Source organism: Aestuariivivens sp. NBU2969 (assembly GCF_019931125.1).
Lineage (GTDB): Bacteria > Bacteroidota > Bacteroidia > Flavobacteriales > Flavobacteriaceae > Aestuariivivens > Aestuariivivens marinum.
This window is the reverse complement of record NZ_JAIOUU010000002.1, coordinates 93,131-109,521: the sequence shown is the minus strand read 5'-3', so window position 1 is coordinate 109,521 and position 16,391 is coordinate 93,131. Positions and strand designations below refer to the sequence as shown.

The 16,391-nt window shown below is 35.7% G+C and carries 9 protein-coding genes; 7 read left to right on the top strand and 2 right to left on the bottom strand.

The genetic code is table 11. The annotated features are described in order from the left end of the window. Positions 1–158: 158 nt before the first annotated feature. Positions 159–1,001 carry an AraC family transcriptional regulator gene (locus tag K7G79_RS02205; protein WP_223548733.1) on the bottom strand — a complete coding sequence of 281 codons (843 nt, stop codon included), beginning with the start codon at positions 999–1,001 and terminating at the stop codon, positions 159–161. A 138-nt stretch (positions 1,002–1,139) separates the two neighbouring features. Here K7G79_RS02205 and K7G79_RS02200 point away from each other — a divergent pair, with 138 nt between their 5' ends. The 5 genes from K7G79_RS02200 to K7G79_RS02180 all read left to right on the top strand — a co-directional run bounded on the left by K7G79_RS02200 (position 1,140) and on the right by K7G79_RS02180 (position 7,272). Then, the gene (locus K7G79_RS02200; RefSeq protein ID WP_223548732.1) at positions 1,140–2,063 is read left to right on the top strand and encodes a dihydrodipicolinate synthase family protein; all 924 of its coding nucleotides are present in this window, start codon (positions 1,140–1,142) and stop codon (positions 2,061–2,063) included. Positions 2,064–2,226: 163 nt separating this feature from the next. Beyond that, positions 2,227–3,750 carry an aldehyde dehydrogenase (NADP(+)) gene (locus K7G79_RS02195; protein WP_223548730.1) on the top strand — a complete coding sequence of 508 codons (1,524 nt, stop codon included), beginning with the start codon at positions 2,227–2,229 and terminating at the stop codon, positions 3,748–3,750. Positions 3,751–3,760: 10 nt separating this feature from the next. Continuing rightward, the gene (locus K7G79_RS02190) at positions 3,761–4,771 is read left to right on the top strand and encodes a 4-hydroxyproline epimerase (protein WP_223548728.1); all 1,011 of its coding nucleotides are present in this window, start codon (positions 3,761–3,763) and stop codon (positions 4,769–4,771) included. 11 nt (positions 4,772–4,782) lie between these two features. Next, the gene (locus tag K7G79_RS02185) at positions 4,783–6,030 is read left to right on the top strand and encodes an FAD-binding oxidoreductase (protein ID WP_223548726.1); all 1,248 of its coding nucleotides are present in this window, start codon (positions 4,783–4,785) and stop codon (positions 6,028–6,030) included. Between the two features lie 27 nt (positions 6,031–6,057). After that, positions 6,058–7,272 carry a Xaa-Pro peptidase family protein gene (locus K7G79_RS02180; RefSeq protein ID WP_223548724.1) on the top strand — a complete coding sequence of 405 codons (1,215 nt, stop codon included), beginning with the start codon at positions 6,058–6,060 and terminating at the stop codon, positions 7,270–7,272. A gap of 17 nt (positions 7,273–7,289) precedes the next feature. Here the strand turns inward: K7G79_RS02180 and K7G79_RS02175 are convergent, their stop codons facing one another. Then, positions 7,290–11,384: an ATP-binding protein gene (locus tag K7G79_RS02175; RefSeq protein WP_223548722.1), complete on the bottom strand. Its 4,095-nt coding sequence runs from the start codon at positions 11,382–11,384 to the stop codon at positions 7,290–7,292. Positions 11,385–11,750: 366 nt separating this feature from the next. On the opposite strand from K7G79_RS02175, the gene K7G79_RS02170 reads away from it, so the two are divergent. Beyond that, positions 11,751–13,103, top strand: a complete 1,353-nt coding sequence (locus K7G79_RS02170) for a Gfo/Idh/MocA family protein (protein WP_223548720.1) — start codon at positions 11,751–11,753, stop codon at positions 13,101–13,103. Positions 13,104–13,153: 50 nt separating this feature from the next. Continuing rightward, positions 13,154–16,387, top strand: a complete 3,234-nt coding sequence (locus K7G79_RS02165) for a TonB-dependent receptor (protein ID WP_223548718.1) — start codon at positions 13,154–13,156, stop codon at positions 16,385–16,387. Positions 16,388–16,391 lie beyond the last annotated feature (4 nt).

The window sequence follows — 16,391 nt, the reverse complement described above, 5'->3', positions numbered from 1 at the left end:
AAGACTGGTCGGCAATTTTGCCGACCTTTTTTATTTTAGAATTCTCATAATCTATTGATATATTTGATATTAAAGAAAATATGCTGTTCACTTCTTTGGTTCGATATTGACGATTTTGCGGATCAATGACTATGCCTGATGGGTGTATTTATCTTTGTTTAATTAGTTTTTCTAAACATTGAAGGTGACTTGTGCTTAAGCGATTTAAATTGCCTATTAAAGTTAGAGAGATTATTATAGCCACTAAGTTCTGCAATTTCAATAACTGGCATTTCTTTATGCTTTAACAGAAGCTTGCTGGCATGCTCTATTCGTAATTCAGTTAAAAAAGCTACGTAGGTTTTGTTGGTGCGTTTTTTAAAATATTTACAAAATGCATTTTTGGTCATGTTGGCCACAGATGCTATTGTACTCAGAGAAATATCCGTTTCAAAATGGTTCATGGTATATTCAAAAACATCGCGGAGGCGTTTCCCTTCATTATCCGTAAATTTTTTGTTATACACATAGGATGATAAACTTATGTAATTGGCTTTAGTAGCTATTTTTAATAATTGTAATAAAGTAATCAGTTTGTCTAACTTAGAGGTTTTGTTAAGGTTCAAAAACAAATTGGTAATGATTTTTTTGTGGGATGTAATTTTAAATCCTTGTTTGGATCGTCTGAAAAAAGGTCGAACTTCTTTCAATTCTTCCAACTCAAAAAATTGATTGCCAAATGAATGCCTTGTAAAAAAAAGAGTAAACATATGCGAACTTGGGGATGAATCTGTGTCGCTTTTAAAAACATGTGGCAAATTACTGCCTATAACCAGAATATCTCCTTTGGAATAGTAGTTAACACTATCTCCAACAATTAAAGTGCCTTCACCTTCAAAAATTAAGCTTATTTGGATTTCTTCATGTTGATGCAGTTTATCATAAAACGCTATATCAAGGTCTTCCTGAAAAACAATAACGTTTTGTTCAGGTTTTGGAATTTTAAAAGGTAATACTTTCATAACGTAATATTGGTTAAATAATATTCAATATATAATATTGATTATAAATATAGGATAATATAATATTATATATGGATAATTATATATTAATTGTAACAACTATTTAACGGTAATTTTGATTGTCAAAAAAATATAACTATGAGTATTCAATGGAAAGGTGTTATGCCCGCAATTACAACACAGTTTACGGTAAATGATGTGTTGGATTTAGAACTATTTAAAGTAAATCTTAAAGCACAATTAGATGCTGGGGTTCATGGTATTGTATTGGGAGGTACACTTGGTGAAGCCAGTACGCTTACAGATCAAGAAAGACGTATTCTTACTAGGGAAACGGTAGCTTTTGTTGAAGGTAGAGTTCCTGTTTTAATGAATATTGCAGAGCAGACCACTAAAGCGGCTATTGCTTTAGCTAAAACGGCTGAAGAAGATGGGGCAGCTGGATTAATGATGTTGCCGCCCATGCGTTATAAAGCAAGTGATGAGGAGGTGGTGGAGTATTTTATGTCAGTTGCTAACAGTACATCATTACCAATCATGATTTACAACAATCCAATAGACTACAAAATTGAAGTGACTTTAGATATGTTTTCCCAGTTGTTAGAGGCATGTCCTAATATTCAGGCGGTTAAGGAATCCACAAGGGATACCACAAACATTACCAGAATAAAGAATAGGTTTGGAGACAGGTTGGCAATCATGACCGGTGTAGATACATTGGCATTGGAAAGTTTAGTACTTGGTGCCGATGGTTGGGTAGCAGGATTGGTTGATGCTTTTCCAGCCGAGACTGTAGCTATTTATGAATTGCAAAAAGTAGGAAGAATAAAAGAAGCATTAGAAATTTACAGGTGGTTTATGCCGCTGTTGGAATTAGATATAAGTCCTAAATTAGTACAGTACATAAAAATGGCATCGGTATATACGGGTATTGGGGCAGAATATGTGAGGGCGCCAAGATTAGTTTTGTCTGGTCAGGAACGCAAGGATATCATCAAAATTATTGAAGATGCTATTACGGTGAGACCAATTTTGCCCGATTATAAAAGTTTAAATAATTAGGGGTTAACACGTCACACAAGGCTGGCATAAGGAACTCGCTTTTTTTGTTCAAGATGGTTATTTTAAGTATATTTTAACCATTTAAAAGAACAAAAAGAACTCAAATATTAGACTGAGTTAAACCTTGTTAAAAGGTCACAATTCCTAACACAAAAATAAAAAGATGATAACAGGAAAAAATTATATAGGAAACAAGCTTTCGGCAGAGGGCAATATTACCCATCGCACTATAAATCCAAAGCTCAATATAGAAAATTCAACACCTTTTTTTGAAGCTACAGGTAAAGAACTTGACAAAGCAGTTGCATTAGCTTGGGATGCGTTTAAGGTATATAGAAAAATTCCTGGTGTTCGTAGGGCAGCATTTTTAAATGCCATAGCCGATGAAATTTTAGCGTTGGACCAAGGGTTGATTAATGTTTATACATCGGAATCTGGTTTGCCCGAAGGGCGTGCTATTGGAGAACGTGCAAGAACAGTATTTCAATTGCGTTCTTTTGCCAATTTAGTGTCTAATGAAGACTGGAGGGAAAATACTATAGATGAAGCCATTCCAGATAGGCAGCCACTGCCTAAAGAAGATTTGCGAAGAACTTTAATCCCTTTAGGTCCTGTAGTTGTGTTTGCGGCCAGTAATTTTCCTCTGGCCTATTCAACAGCAGGAGGTGATACGGCCAGTGCTTTGGCGGCTGGCTGTCCGGTAATAGTAAAGGCTCATGCGATGCACTCGGGTACAGCAGAGCTGGTAGCATCGGCTATTATTAAGGCTGCGGAAAAAACAGGTATGCCCAATGGCGTGTTTTCAAACATTATGGGGCGTGGTAGAACCGTTGGTACGGCTTTAGTAAAACATCCAAAAATTAAAGCTGTTGGCTTTACAGGAAGTATTTCAGGTGGTCGTGCTTTATTCGATCTAGCATCACAACGGGAAGAACCCATTCCTGTATTTGCAGAAATGGGAAGTATTAACCCAGTGGTTGTTACTTCAAAAGCAATCAATAAAAGATTAGCTGAAATAGCTAACAACTATGCGGCTTCCATTACTTTAGGAACGGGTCAATTTTGTACCAATCCAGGATTGATTCTAACTATTGAAAGCGAAAAAACACAAGAGTTTATTAAGGTTCTGGCAGAAAAAACTATTGCCATTGAAGCACAATGTATGTTGCATCCTAACATTAAAAAAGGCTTTATTGAAAATGGAAATAGTGTAACTTCCCAACCAGGAGTTGAAGTGGTTGGACAATTGAAAGGTGATTTAGAACCTAATTATGCTGCAACATTGGTAGCTACCGTTTCAGGCGCCAATTTTTTAGCAAACCCAAGGACGAGTCAGGAAGTTTTTGGACCTTTCTCCTTAGTGGTTCGATGTAAGAATGAAGCAGAGTTATTAGAGGTTATTGATGGTCTTGAAGGTCAATTAACAGCGACGATAATAGCAGAGGAAGAGGAATATGGGGATTTACACGATTTGGTAGATGCGCTTGAAAATAGGGTAGGAAGAATTATTTTTAATGGTGTGCCTACAGGTGTAGAAGTTTGTCCATCAATGCAGCACGGCGGACCATATCCAGCATCGACCGATTCCAGATTTACTGCAGTAGGAACGAATGCCATTAAACGATGGGTTAGGCCTGTTAGTTATCAATCTTTTCCAAAAGAGCTATTGCCATTGGCATTACAGTAATGATTTATAAATGAGTAAAAGTACGTTTGTTTGTATAGATGCCCATACCTGTGGTAACCCTGTTAGACTTATAAAGGAAGGAGGGCCATTGCTTATAGGTAAAACCATGAGCGAAAAGCGTCAACACTTTTTAAGGGAATACGATTGGATTCGCAAAGGATTAATGTTTGAGCCCCGAGGTCATGATATGATGAGTGGCAGTATTTTATATCCGCCACATAATCCAGAGAACGATTTTTCAATTTTATTTATTGAAACTTCAGGTTGCTTGCCTATGTGTGGTCATGGTACCATAGGATCAGTTACTATTGCTGTTGAAGAAGGTTTGATAAACCCAAAAACACCTGGTAAAATTAAAATGGAAGCCCCAGCTGGTTTGATAGAGGTTGAATATCAACAAACAGGAGGTAAAGTAGATTGGGTAAAACTGATAAATGTTAAGAGTTTTTTGGCTGCTGAAGGTTTAACCGTTGAATGCCCAAAGTTAGGTGAAATAGTTTTCGATGTGTCTTATGGTGGGAACTATTACGCTATAGTTGAACCACAAGAAAATTTTGAAGGTGTTCATGCGTTTTCGGCTTCAAAAATCATTCAGTATTCTCAAATTGTTAGACAGCGTATAAATGAAAAATATCCTAATTTGTTCATTCATCCTGAAAATGAAACGATTCGTGATGTAAGCCACATGCTATGGACTGGAAACCCAATAGACCCAATGTCCTCTGGTAGAAATGCAGTTTTTTATGGGGATAAGGCTATCGACAGAAGCCCGTGTGGTACGGGTACATCAGCAAGATTAGCACAATTGCACGCTAAAGGACTGTTAAAACAAGGTGAGCCATTTATCCATGAAAGTTTTATAGGTAGCAAGTTTATTGGTTGTATTGAAGAAGAAACTACCTTAGATGGCAAACCAGCCATTGTACCAAGTATTAAAGGTTGGGCTAAAATTTATGGACATAATACGATTACCATAGATAGCGAAGACGATCCTTACGCTTTCGGATTTCAAGTCATTTAATCTATGAATTTATGAGTAAAAAGGTTCTTGTTATAGGAGGAGGTATTATAGGGCTGTGTTCGGCCTATTACCTGAATCAAGAAGGGTGTGACGTAACGGTTGTCGACCAAACCAATATGGACTCGGGAGCATCACATGTTAATGCTGGGTATATAACCCCAAGTCATTTTATTTCGCTTGCTGCTCCTGGAATCATTACCAAAGGCATTAAATGGATGTTTAATTCTGCCAGTCCACTTTATGTAAAACCAAGACTGGATTTAGAATTCTTTAAATGGGCTTTAAATTTTAAAAGATCTGCTACTAAAGAAAAAGTAGAAGCTTCTATTCCCATTTTAAGGGATTTTAGTTTATTAAGTAGAGATTTATATAAAGATTTAAAGCAGTCGGATACATTTAAATTTCATTTCGAACGAAAAGGGTTATTAATGTGTTATAAAACCGATAAAGTTGGAGAAGAGGAATGGGAAGTTGGCAAACGTGGTATACAGGAAGGTTTTGGAGTTAAGCACTTATCTAAACAGGAAGTAGATGTTCTTGAGCCTCATGTCAATATGGATATAAAAGGAGCTGTGTATTACGACTGTGATGCACATATGACCCCAAACAATTTTATGCAAGAAATGATGTTGCATTTGAAAACTAAGGGTGTGACATTTTTTAAAAATGAAAAAGTAAAGGATATTGAAGTTTCTAATAGCGTTATTAAAAGTGTAATAACAGATAAACAGAACTTAAAAGCAGATGAGGTTGTTTTGGCAGCTGGTAGTTGGAGTTCCTTAATGACCAAAAAACTTGGGTTAAATATACCTTTACAGGCAGGAAAGGGGTATAGAATTGATGTTGAAAAGAAAACGGGAATATGCTATCCTGCAATTTTATGTGAAGCTAGGGCGGCAGTAACACCAATGGAGGGATTTACCCGTTTTGCGGGTACCATGGAGCTTAGTGGAATTAATCATGATATTAACCCAAAGCGCGTTGAAGCCATTGCTAAAGCAGTCCAAAGTTATTATAGGGGTTTAAATATTAGTAATGAAGATAAAAATGCAGCTCAATGTGGCTTGAGACCTTGTACACCAGATGGATTGCCTTATATTGGTAAATCATCAAGATGTAGTAATTTAACCATTGCTGCAGGTCATGCCATGATGGGATGGAGTCTAGGTCCTGCTACAGGAAAACTGGTTTCTGAAGTAATTTTAGATAAAAAGTTGACTCTAAAAATACAACCCTTTAGTCCAGATAGAAAATTTTAAGGAAACGACTAATTAACTTAATTAAACATGCAAACCTACGGTATTGGAGGTTCAACTATAGAGGAGGAATTAAATAAAATATCACCTAAATCCCAGTTTGTATCTCCAATTCAAAAAGAGGAGTATCTGTCTCGTATTAAAAAGGTGGTTGGATTAATGAGGACTAATCATGTGCCTGCATTATATGTGAATGCAGGAACCAATTTAACCTATTTTACAGGTACAACATGGAGTCCAAGTGAACGTATGGTTGGAGCTCTAATTTTTTTAGATGGCTCTGTACATTATATTGCTCCAAAGTTTGAAAAGGGAACTATTTTAGACTTTATGGTTGTAGAAGGCGAAGTTCACTGTTGGGAAGAACATGAGAATCCTTATCATTTATTTACAACTGTTTTAACATTAAAGAATATTAATAATGGAGAAATTTATGTAGATGAAACCACCCCTTTTTTTATAACCAATGGTATTTTAGAAATAACGACATCCTATAGATTAATTAATGCTAGAGCCATTGTAGAACCGTGCCGCATGCAAAAGTCTAAGGCTGAAATAGCCATTATGCAATTGGCAATGGATATTACCCTTGAAGTCCATAAAGCTGCAGCCAGAATTATGCGTGTTGGAATAACCCAAAAAGAGGTTGTAGATTTTATACATGAAGCCCATAAACGTTATGGTATAGTATCTGGTTCTTATTTTTGTATTGTTTTGTTTGGAGCAGATACGTCTTTTCCGCATGGTGTTAGGTCGCCTAAGCCCCTTGAAGCAAATGATATTATTTTAGTTGATACTGGGTGTGTGCTAGAGGGTTATATTTCAGATATTACCCGAACCTATACATTTGCTAATCCAACGAAAGAGCAGATAAAAATTTGGAATATTGAAAAAGAAGCACAATTGGCGGCGTTTAATAGTGCACAATTGGGTAATACTTGTGGTGCAGTCGATAAAGCTGCAAGAGAAATAATAAGCTCATACGGCTTAGGGCCTAATTATGAACTACCAGGATTACCACATAGAACAGGCCATGGTATTGGTTTGGATATTCATGAATACCCCTATATTGTTAAAGATAATAATGAGGTTTTAAAATCGGGCATGTGCTTTAGTAACGAACCCATGATTTGTGTTCCCAATGGCTTTGGTATTCGATTAGAGGATCATATCTACATGACAGAAGAGGGACCGCAGTGGTTTACAGGGCCAGCACATACAATTAATAACCCTTTTGGTATTTAGGTTTTAAAACAAACGAGTTAGTTGTGATATTGGATGTTATACTTTTCAGCTAACTTGTTCCAGTCGGTATTTTTGCTTTCGCGTTTAAAAGTGGCAGGGGGAATACCAAATTCTTCTTTAAAACTTTTGGTGAAATATTTAGCATCTTTATAACCTACCATATAGGCCGCTTCAGAAATATTGTATCCATTTTGACTTATTAACAGAGCGGCTTTTCTTAATCTTAAGGATTTTACCAAATCGATTAGCGTTTTGCCTGTAATCTCTTGATATTTTCTATAGATAACAGAATAACTCATGTTAAATATCTTGGTTAAATCTTCCAGTTTAAAGTCGGGGTTCTCTAATTGTTTATTGATTTCGTTTACCAGTTTCTCCAAGAATATATCACCTTTTGAGGGTTTTGCAATATGTTCTGGACTGCTAATTAAATCCATTTTGTATTTAGAGATTGCTTTTTCTTTTGCTTTAAGTATATTGGTTACTTTTAATTGGAGCTCATAAAAGTTGAACGGTTTTTTTATGTATTCTACTGCACCAGTTTGTAAGCCCTTTATCTTATTTGTAGCCGAATTTTTAGCAGTTAAAATAATGATTGGAATATGGGCGGTCACTTTTTTCTTTTGAAGTAGTTTGCACATTTCTAGACCATCAATAACAGGCATCATAATGTCACTAATGATTAAGTCTGGAATGTGTTTTTCTGCCAATTCGATGCCTTCTTTGCCATTTGCAGCAATAAGCAAGTGATAAGCATTAGATAAAACATCTCGCAAAAACATTTGCATTTCAATGTTGTCTTCTACGATTAGCAATGTATATTTTTTATCAGTTTCAACATTTGTTTTTATGTTGAAATTTGTCTCTAAGTCTTCAAATTCCTCCTCAATAGAATCGGAAATAATGTTCGAATTTTCAACAAATATCTTTTCATCTTCGGTAAAGATGTTCTCTTTGGTTGAAAGCTTAACAGAAAAACAAGTACCGTTTTCTGGTGATGATTTCACATCTATCTCACCTTTATGTAATGTGATAAGTTCTTTAGTAAGCGCAAGCCCAATACCAATACCCTTGCTGTGTTTTCCTAAGTCCGATTGATAAAAAAGTTTAAAAATATCCTGAAGTTCTTCCTTAGGAATGCCAGGACCAGAATCCCTAACCGAAATATTGACCGACTCCTTAGTTTTATCTAAACTCACTTTAAGGGAAATTGTTCCTTCTTTTGGGGTAAACTTAAAGGCATTGGATAGTAAATTGTAAATGACATGTTCAATTTTGTCACTATCGTACCAAATATTAATATCAGTTTCTGGGTATTGTTGGATAAAATGGATGTCTTTAAATCGGGCTTGTTCGTTAAAGGATAGGGCAATTCTTTTTAAATCTTTAATTAAATTGTTTTTTGAGGCATAGATACGTAGCTTGCCAAGCTCTTTATTCCTAACAGTCATTAACTCCATGGCTATTCGCGACAATCTATTGGCGTTATTGTCGATCATTAATAGCCTTTTGTATAAAAGTTTATTACCATTATCGCTAGCCCTTTTCAACATATCCGAAATGGGGCCTAAAATAAGGGTTAATGGTGTTTGTATTTCGTGCGACATCTTTGCGAAAAAATTCATTTTAAGCGCATATAGTTCCTTTTCTTTATTGTTTTGCCAGGTTTCTTTAATCAGCCTACTTTTTAAACGAAACCATACCCAAAAGCCGTAAATTAGTAATAGGCCAATTAAAAAATATAGAAGGTATGCCCATGAAGTGTACCACCAAGGTGGTTTTATTGAAATATTTAATGATATGGGCTCAATGTTCCATTCGTCCTTTTTAGTTCCTGCTTTCACCTGGAAGGTATAATTTCCATAGGGGATGTTTGTGTAGGTTGCTGTTCGTTCTTCTCTTGGAGTAATCCATTCGTTGTCAAACCCGTTTAGCCTATAGGCATAATGATAATCGGTATTTATTAAGTTCCCCAAGGCTGAAAATTGAAATGAAAAAGAAGATTGGTTATAATTTAATTTAAGATCTTTAACATATTCAACACCATAATGGACTTGCTCAGGTATAATATTGTTGGCAGGTTTATTAAGAATTTCAATATCGTTTAAATAAAGCTTGGCTTCCGTGTCATTTTTTTTAATTTCTGAGGGCAAGAAGGCATTAACGCCATGATCACCACCAAAATATAAAAAACCATCATTATCTTTAAAGTCACTCCTTCTTGAAAAAGTGGTATTGTGAAAGCCATCAATCTGATAAAAAGATTTAAGCTCATTTGATTTTAAGTTAAAATGGTGCACTCCATTTTTACTGCTTAACCATAAATTGTTTGAATCCTCTATTAAAACCGATGAAATAAAAATGCCATTCAAATAGCTGTTATTGGCGAAAGATTCAAAAGTATTACTGTTTATGTTATACTTGATAAGTATTCCAGATGCGGCTAAAATCCATAAATGACCATTAAAATCAGGTTTTAAGGAATGTATGTTGTAATTTCTTAAATCTTCTGGATTGGCTATGAAATAGTTGTGTTTAGTAAAATAGGACTCTTTTAAATCCTGTGCATCTTCATTAAGTTTATAAAGTTTATTAGGGTTTAAACCTAACCAAATATTACCATGTTCATCTTCGTTAATCCCCATACAGGTGGTTCCAAATAAACCTTTGTCATTATAATTAAAAGAAGCTAATAATTCATGCTTGTCATTGAACACATTGAAAGCCCCTCCAAAAGCTGCCCAAATTCTATTTTTTGAATCTTTAAAAACAGTCTGTACATCTGGAGAAGAGGTGTTATTTGGTTCTATTTTTTTGAAACTATTTAAGGAAGGGTTGTATACCCATAATCCATTTTGGTAGGTTCCAAGCCAAATGTTACCGTTTTGGTCTTCGGCCATGGATTGAATGTAACGCCCTTCAAAAAAATTATTATTCTTGTTGGAAGGCTTATATTGAATTTTATGACCGCTAGGAAGAACTTTATTGAGGCCTTTTCCATCCGTACCAATATAAATTATTCCATTAGAAGCTTTTAAAACCGATAAAACCTTTGTAGAACCTTCATTTTTTAATCCATTATAGTATTTTATTTTGTTTGTATTCTTTGGCAGGATATTAATAACACCTTGCTTTGCAATAGCCCAAATGTTATTTTTTGAATCTTCAGTAATGTTAGTAATGGTATTGTCACTTATTGAAAATCTATCATTCTCTTGATGTTTATAAACCGAAAGTTTATCATTATTTGTGTTAATACTGTAGAGGCCATCTCCATCAGTCCCTGCCCATATAACACCAGAACTATCACAAAAAATAGAAATAAACATGTGGTGTTTCGATGCTCCGTTATTTATTTCAACATCGTATTGTTTTAACATATCTATTTTAGGATCATAACAAAAAAGACCTTCCAGTTCAGTGGCAATCCATAAACGCCCCAACTTGTCATTAGTAATGTAAACATTCTGCTGGTTTCTGGTTTCAAGTCCTTCATATAGTTCAAGAGTATGGGTTATAGTTGAATAATTATAGATATTTCCTGTTTGTGTACTTACCCATAATTTGTCGGGGCTTGTTAAAGCAATAGTATTTATAGTTTGTTTGGTATCATTAATTTGAGGTAAAGTAAATATGGGTTCTATAGCATCATTTTTAAAAGTGTATTTAAAAAGGTCACCTTCAACCGAACCCAACCAAACGTTATCTTCTATTGGGTTTATAGATGTGATTTGAGTATAGTTGTCATTTTTTTTAATATGTTCCTTAAATGAGATTTTTTCACCAGAGGTAGTAACCATCATCAGTTCACCTCTAAATGAAGAGATCCAAAGATTTTTGTGGCGATCTTTAGCTAAAATAAAATTCTGATCTCTTGTAAAATCACTTCCAAAAATGGAGGATAAGGGCTTACGAATAAAGTCATAGCCATTATATTTGTATATTCCATTTCCTCCTATAAAAAGCATGTACCCCAAGTGGTCTTCAGCTAACTGAAGAGATCCTCCAAAGGCCTTATCCAGCTTAATAAAGTTCGACTCAACTTGTGCTAGGGCTATAGAAATAAAATTAAATAGGAATAAAAAGCAAAAAGGCTTTATGTACTTTCTCATTATTTAATTAATGGTTCTTAATACGATTTAATCTAAAGAATTCCTCGACGTTCTACGTCGGGGTAGTTTATTATCAAATTTAATGTTTTTCACAGTCAAAAAAAAGAAAAGCTATTGAATTAAAGGAATTATAAAAAGGGTTGTTTTTATAGAGGATGAAGTAATTGGGCATAAAAAACAAGAAGGGGGTAAATTAGTCAAAAATGGTGTGTGAATTAATCAATTTGTTGTTTTTGAGTGATTTACAGGTTGTTTTAGGTAAAAAAATCGACGTTTATTTCTCTAAAACATCAGCATATTTGTAACATGGCATAAGGTTATGTTAAAACAACAACAATGAATATCTTTAATTGGAAAATATTTTAAATGAACAATAGGAGAAACTTTATAAAGAAAACAGCCATTGCTGGAGTCGGTCTTGCAGCACTACCAAATCTCACCTTTGGTATAGGTCATGGTAAGGATACGCTTAAGTTGGCTTTTATAGGAGTTGGCTTAAGAGGCACCAACCACCTTAATAATGCATTAAACAGGAGTGATGTATTGATAACAGCCATATGTGATATAGATCCCAATAGAATATCTTTAGCCTTGGATAAAATATCAAAGGCGGGAAAATCTAAACCCCAGGTTTTTGGTGCCAACGAGTATGATTATAAAAACTTGTTGGCTTTAAAGGAAGTAGATGCCGTAATAATTTCTACACCTTGGTTATGGCACACGCGTATGGCTAAAGATGCTATGTTGGCAGGTAAATATACAGGACTGGAAGTATCGGCTGCCAATACCTTGGAGGAATGTTGGGATTTGGTAAACACACACGAGCAAACAGGAACACATTTAATGTTGTTGGAAAATGTAAACTATCGTAGAGATGTATTGGCGGTATTAAATATGGTAAAACAAAATGTGTTTGGCGAATTGCTTCATTTTAGATGTGGTTATCAACACGATTTACGTTTTGTAATGCTTAATGATGGTAAAACGGCCTACGGAAAAGGTGTTGAGTTTGGCGAGAAAGGAATTTCAGAATCCGTTTGGAGAACACAACATTCGGTGCTTAGAAATGCCGATGTGTACCCAACCCATGGCGTGGGACCTATAGCGGCAATGTGCGATATTAACCGTGGAAATCGCTTTGTGTCGTTAACGTCACATGCCACAAAAAGTAGGGGGATGCATAATTATATTGTTGAGCATGGCGGAGAAAATCATCCAAATGCAAAAGTAAACTTTAAAATGGGAGATGTTATTACGTCAACTATAGAAACAGCCAACGGAGAAACCATTATTGTTACCCATGATGTACACCTGCCAAGGCCTTATTCATTAGGTTTTAGGGTTCAGGGCACAAAGGGGCTATGGGAAAAGGATGGAGACAGAATACATGTAGAAGGCATTTCTAAACCTCACCGATGGGATGATTCTAAAGCTTGGTTGGAAAAATACGATCATCCACTTTGGCAAAAATATGGCGAACATGCCACAGGTGCAGGTCATGGCGGCATGGACTTTTTTGTATTGCAAGCTTTTGTAGAATCTGCAAAACAAAATATCGCCCCTCCAATGGATGCTTACGATGCTGCTGCATGGAGTGCTATTACTCCATTATCAGAACTATCCATAGAAAACAATGGCGAACCACAGGACTTCCCAGATTTTACAAGGGGCATGTGGGTAAAGAAGAAGCCTTATAACTGGATTAAAGACAGCTATTAAATAAACTAAATAACTAAATTCAATATGAAAACTAAATCAATCTTTTAATTATGAGAAAACTACTAACTTTAAAACTTTTAGGAATTTTGTTGGTACTTACCTGTTCTATGCAGGCCCAGCAAAAAACTGTTGAAGGTACGGTTACCGACGAAACTGGATTTCCTCTGGCAGGAGCTACAGTGGCTGTTAAAGGGACGACAACCGGTGCCTCGGCAGACTTCGACGGGAAATATTCAGTAAGTGTAAGCGAGAACGCTGTTCTTGTGGTGTCTTATGTAGGATATATAACCCAAGAGATCTCTGTGGCAGGGAGAACAAGCATTAACATTAACTTACAGGAAGATGTGTCCAAACTGGACGAGGTGGTCGTGGTAGGTTTTGGTACGCAGAAAAAAGATAACGTTACTGGTGCGAACTCGTTTGTGAAAATGGAAGAAATAATTGCAGACAGACCAATTACAAATGCTGCAGAAGCATTGCAAGGGGTGGCTGCTGGTTTACAGGTTACGGTAGGTTCTGGGCAACCAGGTTCTGAGGGCGTAGGGTTTAGGATACGTGGTGATAACCCACTTAGTTCCAATGCTAATCCTTTAGTTCTTATTAACAATGTTGAGGGAAGTCTTAACGATATAAACCCTCAGGATATTGAATCAATTTCTGTGTTGAAAGATGCGTCAGCATCTTCTATTTATGGTGCACGTGCTGCTTTTGGTGTAATTCTAGTTACCACCAAAACAGGAAAAAGAAATCAAAAAGTAAAGTTCGATTATAATGTAACAACCAGTATTTCTAAACCATCAGATTTACCCGAAAAAGCAACAACAAAGCAATTTGTTCAGTCATTAAACTTTTGGGGAGTAAATAGTTATTTTGCGGGTCAAAATGTGAGTGATTGGTTAGGTTATATCAATCAGTATGAAACAAATCCAAGTGCCCTTAATTTAGTGAAGGATCCTGTAACTGGTGAAACTTACCCAATCCACTATGATGGTGGACAGTATTATCCATTGGCAGATACAGACAACTTTGGGGATTTTATTGATGCTTTTGGGTATTCAACCATCCATAACTTTTCTGTAAGTGGGGGTAGCGAGAAAATAGCCTATCGTTTAAATACAGGGTATAGCTACCAAGATGGTGTTATGATAACTGATAAGGATTCCTTTAAAAAATATAATGTTAATGCTTACATATCAGCAGATATAGCAGATAATCTTGTATCAACAAGTAATATATTATTTAGGTCAAGTATTCAATCCCGGCCTAATGCGCGTTATGCCGATGCTGTGCAGGCACGTATGTTCGATGTTTCAACGGGATATTTTGATGATGGTTCTGGCGTTTTACCATTTGGCTCTCCTGCTAATAAGGTAAGATTTAGTACACCTGGTAGAACCGAGGACGATAACTTAAGATTGTTCCAAAAATTAGATTGGACACCTGTTAAAAATTTAACTTTTACAGGCGAATATACATTTGAAAAGAATTATATTACAAACCGTAATATTAACAATGGGCAGCGTTATTACAGTACCTTTAGGTTTAATCCCGAAACTTCGGTTGCCAATGCACAAAGTAATACCTCGATATCCAGAAACCAGACAAATAGAATATACAATGCACTTAACTTGTATGCTAATTATAATTGGTCTTTAGGTAGCAATCACAATTTCAAATTATTGGCTGGTTTAAATAGGGAATATGAAAGAAGGGATTTTTTCTCCGCTAGCGCTAGAGACTTAATAGATCCTTTGGTAACACCAACGTTGAATCTTCCTTTTGATGATACTAATGTGCAAGTGTCTGATAATTTTAATGATTGGGCTGTTGTAGGGTATTTTTCCAGATTTAATTACAACTATAAAGAAAAGTACTTTATTGAAGCTAATGTTCGTTACGATGGATCATCTCGTTTTGCCGATGGCGATCGTTATGTATGGCTGCCTTCAGGTTCTGTGGGATGGAATGTGTCTAAGGAGTCGTTTATGGACAATATAGATTTTATATCTTTATTAAAATTTAGAGCTTCTTATGGTGTTATTGGTAACCAAGCCCATCCAGATTTTTATCCTACTATTCCAGGATATGAAGATTATACAACGCGTTGGACAAATTTAGACACGGAACAGCGTTTTTTAAGTTTTCATCCAGCACAGTTAATTAGTGGTGGTTTTACTTGGGAAAATGTAGTATCAAAAAATATAGGTTTAGACTTTGGGTTGTTTAAAAACCGTTTAAATGGATCTTTCGATTATTATATTAGGGATACAGAGGATATCTTAGGGCCTGGCGCACAATTGCCATCGGTATTAGGAGCTTTGCCTCCTGAACAAAATGCAAGGGATTTAAGAACCGAAGGTTGGGAAGTAGAATTAGGTTGGAAAGATAAAATAGGAAACTTAACTTATGGACTAAACATCAATCTGTTTGACAACCAAACTGAAGTAACTCGCTTTGATAATGCTTCTAAAAACTTATCCGATTTTTATGAAGGATTAGTAATAGGGGATATTTGGGGCTATGTAACCGATGGGTATTATACTGCTGATGATTTTGTGGCAGGTACCTTAAATGCCGATTTGTCTGGAGACAACAGGCAGTTAAAAGATGGTGTAGTATTTATTGAAAATGCACCTACACCATACCCGGGTGATATTAAATATAAGGATTTGGATGGTGATGGTGTAATTACTTCGGGTAATAATACTGCAGACTATGAACTGGATGACAATGGCAATATTATTTCAGATACAGGGCCTGGTGATAGAAAAATTATAGGTAATAACCGTAAGCGCTACCAGTTTGGTGTTAATGGTTTTGCAAAGTACAAAGGTTTTGATTTTTCATTTGTACTTAGCGGAGTTGCTAAAGAAGATGGCTGGAGAAACTCAGATTTAATATGGCCATACCCATCGGTATTTGATAATATCTATAAGCATCAATTAGATTATTGGACGCCAGATAACCAAGATGCCTATTATCCAAGGGTACATGGAAATGCAGCGGCAGGCAATGGCGATAGCAATTATGGTCGTAGTAGACGGGTGCAAACTAAGTATTTGCAGGATGAAAGCTATTTGAAAATTCAAAATATTACATTCGGCTATAGTTTGCCTAGCGACTTCCTTAATCGACTGAAAATTAATAAATTTAGAGTGTTTGTTTCAGGAAATAACTTGTTTACATTCGATAATTTGCCAAAAGGTTTAGATCCAGACCAAGGTTCAAATGGGGTATATCCTATTATGCGTCAATTCTCAGCTGGTTTAAATCTATCATTCTAAAAAA

Bases quoted from the DNA above. Each gene is read 5' to 3' on its own strand.
- K7G79_RS02205 (WP_223548733.1), bottom strand. From the start codon at position 1,001: ATGAAAGTATTACCTTTTAAAATTCCAAAACCTGAACAAAACGTTATT.
- K7G79_RS02200 (WP_223548732.1), top strand. From the start codon at position 1,140: ATGAGTATTCAATGGAAAGGTGTTATGCCCGCAATTACAACACAGTTT.
- K7G79_RS02170 (WP_223548720.1), top strand. From the start codon at position 11,751: ATGAACAATAGGAGAAACTTTATAAAGAAAACAGCCATTGCTGGAGTC.
- K7G79_RS02175 (WP_223548722.1), bottom strand. From the start codon at position 11,384: ATGAGAAAGTACATAAAGCCTTTTTGCTTTTTATTCCTATTTAATTTT.
- K7G79_RS02190 (WP_223548728.1), top strand. From the start codon at position 3,761: ATGAGTAAAAGTACGTTTGTTTGTATAGATGCCCATACCTGTGGTAAC.
- K7G79_RS02185 (WP_223548726.1), top strand. From the start codon at position 4,783: ATGAGTAAAAAGGTTCTTGTTATAGGAGGAGGTATTATAGGGCTGTGT.
- K7G79_RS02180 (WP_223548724.1), top strand. From the start codon at position 6,058: ATGCAAACCTACGGTATTGGAGGTTCAACTATAGAGGAGGAATTAAAT.
- K7G79_RS02195 (WP_223548730.1), top strand. From the start codon at position 2,227: ATGATAACAGGAAAAAATTATATAGGAAACAAGCTTTCGGCAGAGGGC.
- K7G79_RS02165 (WP_223548718.1), top strand. From the start codon at position 13,154: ATGAGAAAACTACTAACTTTAAAACTTTTAGGAATTTTGTTGGTACTT.